This window comes from Microcoleus sp. S13_C3, assembly GCF_036700905.1.
Taxonomy (GTDB): Bacteria; Cyanobacteriota; Cyanobacteriia; order Cyanobacteriales; family Microcoleaceae; genus Microcoleus.
In genome coordinates, this window is the sequence record NZ_JAUBPT010000119.1 from 20,676 (window position 1) to 24,112 (window position 3,437).

At 46.1% G+C, this 3,437-nt stretch carries 4 protein-coding genes; 2 read left to right on the forward strand and 2 right to left on the reverse strand.

The annotated features are described in order from the left end of the window. Positions 1–401: 401 nt before the first annotated feature. Positions 402–899, forward strand: a complete 498-nt coding sequence (locus QUA16_RS26255; protein WP_333107124.1) for a hypothetical protein — start codon at positions 402–404, stop codon at positions 897–899. A gap of 65 nt (positions 900–964) precedes the next feature. Here QUA16_RS26255 and QUA16_RS26260 read toward each other — a convergent pair whose 3' ends face one another. Next, positions 965–1,330 carry a response regulator transcription factor gene (locus QUA16_RS26260; RefSeq protein WP_039886668.1) on the reverse strand — a complete coding sequence of 122 codons (366 nt, stop codon included), beginning with the start codon at positions 1,328–1,330 and terminating at the stop codon, positions 965–967. A gap of 201 nt (positions 1,331–1,531) precedes the next feature. Here QUA16_RS26260 and QUA16_RS26265 point away from each other — a divergent pair, with 201 nt between their 5' ends. Continuing rightward, positions 1,532–1,765 carry a hypothetical protein gene (locus QUA16_RS26265; RefSeq protein WP_333107126.1) on the forward strand — a complete coding sequence of 78 codons (234 nt, stop codon included), beginning with the start codon at positions 1,532–1,534 and terminating at the stop codon, positions 1,763–1,765. 30 nt (positions 1,766–1,795) lie between these two features. Here QUA16_RS26265 and QUA16_RS26270 read toward each other — a convergent pair whose 3' ends face one another. Further along, the gene (locus QUA16_RS26270; RefSeq protein ID WP_333107127.1) at positions 1,796–3,301 is read right to left on the reverse strand and encodes a polysaccharide biosynthesis tyrosine autokinase; all 1,506 of its coding nucleotides are present in this window, start codon (positions 3,299–3,301) and stop codon (positions 1,796–1,798) included. Positions 3,302–3,437 lie beyond the last annotated feature (136 nt).

The following is a 3,437-nucleotide window of genomic DNA, read 5'->3' on the forward strand; positions in this document are numbered from 1 at the left end:
TAATAGTGTTTGTAGTGGCGACTTTAATCCTCGTAAAACTCGCTGGTACTTGCCTTCCTTACTACAAATGTATAAGCCCAAGTGCATTTAAATTGTATAGTCAAATTTAAGAAAATTCTTGTGGGGAGTAGGGGTTGGGCCAGAAAGCCCGCCCTAAAAATACAATTTAGATGCCCAACACCTTAATGCTGATTTTACCGGACACGACTTGATTAACCGGACTGGATATCGACGGAATCGCTCAACTGAGAAATATAAAAATTTGTATTTTTCAAACTCTTCAACTTCTGCTTGTGGGGCTTTGCTTCTAGCCCGCCTAAAATATGCAATTTCTATGCCGATTAGGTGATTGGTTTGTGTTAATATGCTAAAATATCCAACAACCACGCGGTAATAATTAGGTGGACAAACTTCAGACAGATATAGAGGCAATTTACTCTCAAATTGAGGAATTGCGCCTGGAACGCCAGCAGCTTAGTATTGCCGATGTGGTCCCAGCCGGTGATTCGCCCCAAGCGATCGCCGATGCTTATCGTCGTCACGCCAGGGAAAAAGCACAAGTATCGGCAGAAGTCAAGGGGATAGATGACGCGATCGCGGCTCTGTCTGCTCAACTAAGTCAGAAACAGCAGCAGTCAGTAAAGTTGCAAAGAATAACTCCGATGGAGGAGCAAGTTGAAGAAGGAAGATTACTAGCTCAGGGACACGCGGAACGGATTAATGAACTGGCGGCGGAACTGGCGGCGGAAGTGAAGGGACTCAAGGCCATCGCCGACCAAATTAGTCCCAGCTACTGGCAGGTTTATTACAAGCCTTTTATTACGGGTTTTAAGAGTATTTCTGTTCCCTACGTGCGATCGGACGGGGATGTTTGGACTATTGTCAATCGAGTAGTTTAGAGAGGCTGCGGGAGCAGAAATAATCAGCGCTCAAGACATTTTTTTCCTGTCCCTATTCCTCTACCTCAACCTCGCAGCAATTGCTTAATAGTCCCGACCAATTCTTGAGGGTGAAATGGCTTGGCGATGTAAGCGTCGGCTCCTTGTTTCATTCCCCAATAGCGATCGAACTCTTCGCTTTTGCTCGAACACATTACCACCGGCAAATTTTGGGTTTTAGGGTCGCTTTTGAGCCGACGACAGACTTCGTAGCCGTTCATCCGGGGCATCACGATATCCAGAACCACTAAATCTGGGCGGTTAGCCTTGATTTGCTCTAGAGCTTCTACGCCATCACTCGCTACGGTGACGTTGAGTCCTCTACCTTTGAGCAAGTCGGCGATCATCTCCCGCAGAGTGACGCTATCATCAACAACCATAACTGTACTCATAGAATAATCCCTACCAAGTTTCTGGGTTGAAACGTTCTCATTAACGTTTACACTAACGTTCACCTTCAAAGGTGTCTTTTCCTGATTGAGATTGCGCTCTGCTAAATGTAGTTTACCCACTTTTGCTGATTTCTCAATCATTTTCTGAGTAATTTCCGCCAAATTTAAAGATCCGCGCAATCTCGGTTGACACAGGAGGCTATGTCCGTTAGTCTATCATTTTCTTTCTCAAATGGTACTATTCTCAAAAAATCAGGGTATAGCTTGGTTGTGCGTTTCCCGTTGAGGACGGCGGCGCTCGGCCGCCTCCATCAACGGGAGCATCTCAATGAAAGCAGCCCTCCGCTAGAAATTGGAGTTTTGAGGCAGAAGGCAGGAGGAAAGAGGAAGAAGGAAAGAGGAAGAAGGAAGGAGCTAGAAGAAGTTTTTTTATAAATATGAGATGCTCCCTGCATCAACATTTGTCTAATTAGGATTTTTCGTACCTAAAGCCGATAGTTTTTGGTCGTAGAGCTTGTCTAAAACGACCGGGCGCTGGCGGTAGCTGTGACCGGTGTTTTTGCAGCCGTTAGCAACGATTCCCAAGACGGAAGCTCCAGAAATTTTTAATTTTTCTCGAACTTTGCTAACTTGCGATCGGTCTGTTTGCCCAATTTGGACGACCATAATCGTAGCGTCTGTGCGATCTGCGATCGAGTGGGTGTCTGCCAAGCCTGCTACTGGCGGGGAGTCATAAATTACTAAGTCAAAAAATGCTTGAAATTGCTCCATCAGATACTGCATTTTTTTGGAAGAAAGAAGCTTGATCGGATCGGGGGGAATTTGGGCTGCGGTGAGTACGAACAAATTTTCTTGGTTCGGGGCTCGTTGAATCGCGTCGTTGAGGCTGAGATCCGTGGAGATGGCATCGCCCTGGCCACGCACGTTTGGCAGTCCTAACTTAGCGTGCAGTTGCGGGCAACGCAAATCTGCATCTACTAACAATACTCGCTGTCCGACGGCTGCTGCTGTGGCTGCCAGGTGCAAAGCTACTGTAGATTTGCCGTCTCCGGCTACGGCTGAGCCGACTAAGAGCGATCGAATTGCCGTGCCTGCACTCAGCAAGTGAATGTTCGTGTATAGCGATCGAAATGCTTCTAAAAATTGATAGTCCAAGTCGCTCAAAATACTTGGTTCCCCGCTCATCGAACCAGTATCTCTAGGTTCGACCGGTTCGACTACTTCCACTCTCGAGTTCGATCGAGCCGATGTTAGTTTCCTCTGTCTGGCCGACGGTCTGCGCTGGACTTTTTTGGTAAACGGAATCACCCCGAGTATTGGCAATCTTGTGGCGATTATCAGTGATTCTGGAGTGTGGAACACAGTATTTAGTACCTCTACCAGCAAGCCGACTGCTATGCCCAGCAGACTGCTTAAAATTACTGCCAGCACTAACTGTTTTTTGGTTTGTTTGACGGTAGCTGTTATAGGGTTGCCGAATTTGTCTAGCGGAATTTCCGGAGGATTGATCTGCACCCAGGGTATTTGCTGCTGAGCCGCATCGATCCGCAAGGCTTCTCGTTTTGCCAGGAAGTCCGACAAACTCTTAGTAACTACTTGCAGTTCCCGCTGTAAATTGTCGTATTGTCGGGTTGTGACTGAAAAGTTTCTAATGTTTTGGTTGAGAGCATTTTGCAAAGCGGTCATTTCGCGATCGCGCGCTTCAACTTCTTTGATTTGGGTCTCTAAATTTCCCATCACTACTTCTCTTGCTTGTTGAGTGGCGGTTAAAATCAGTTCTTCCAGGCTTTTTCGCAACGCTAAAACTGGCAAACTGTCTTCTCTGTACTGAGCTAATTTTAATGACAATTCTGAGTCTATTCTCTGAATTTGACCTAAGATTCCGGCGTAAGCTTGTCCTTGGGTCATCAGCAGCCCCTGGGGATTATTTTCGTTGAGTAGTTTTTCATAGCTTGGGTAGAGGTTTCGCATCCCTTTTAGCTGAACTCTAATTTCTACTTGCTTACGCCGAATGCTTTGAACTTGTTCAGCTTAGTGGTGCAGAAAACTATTTTTGTTAATAAGAAAATGACATAACTTTAGAAAATTCAATCCGCCGCTCTAACTT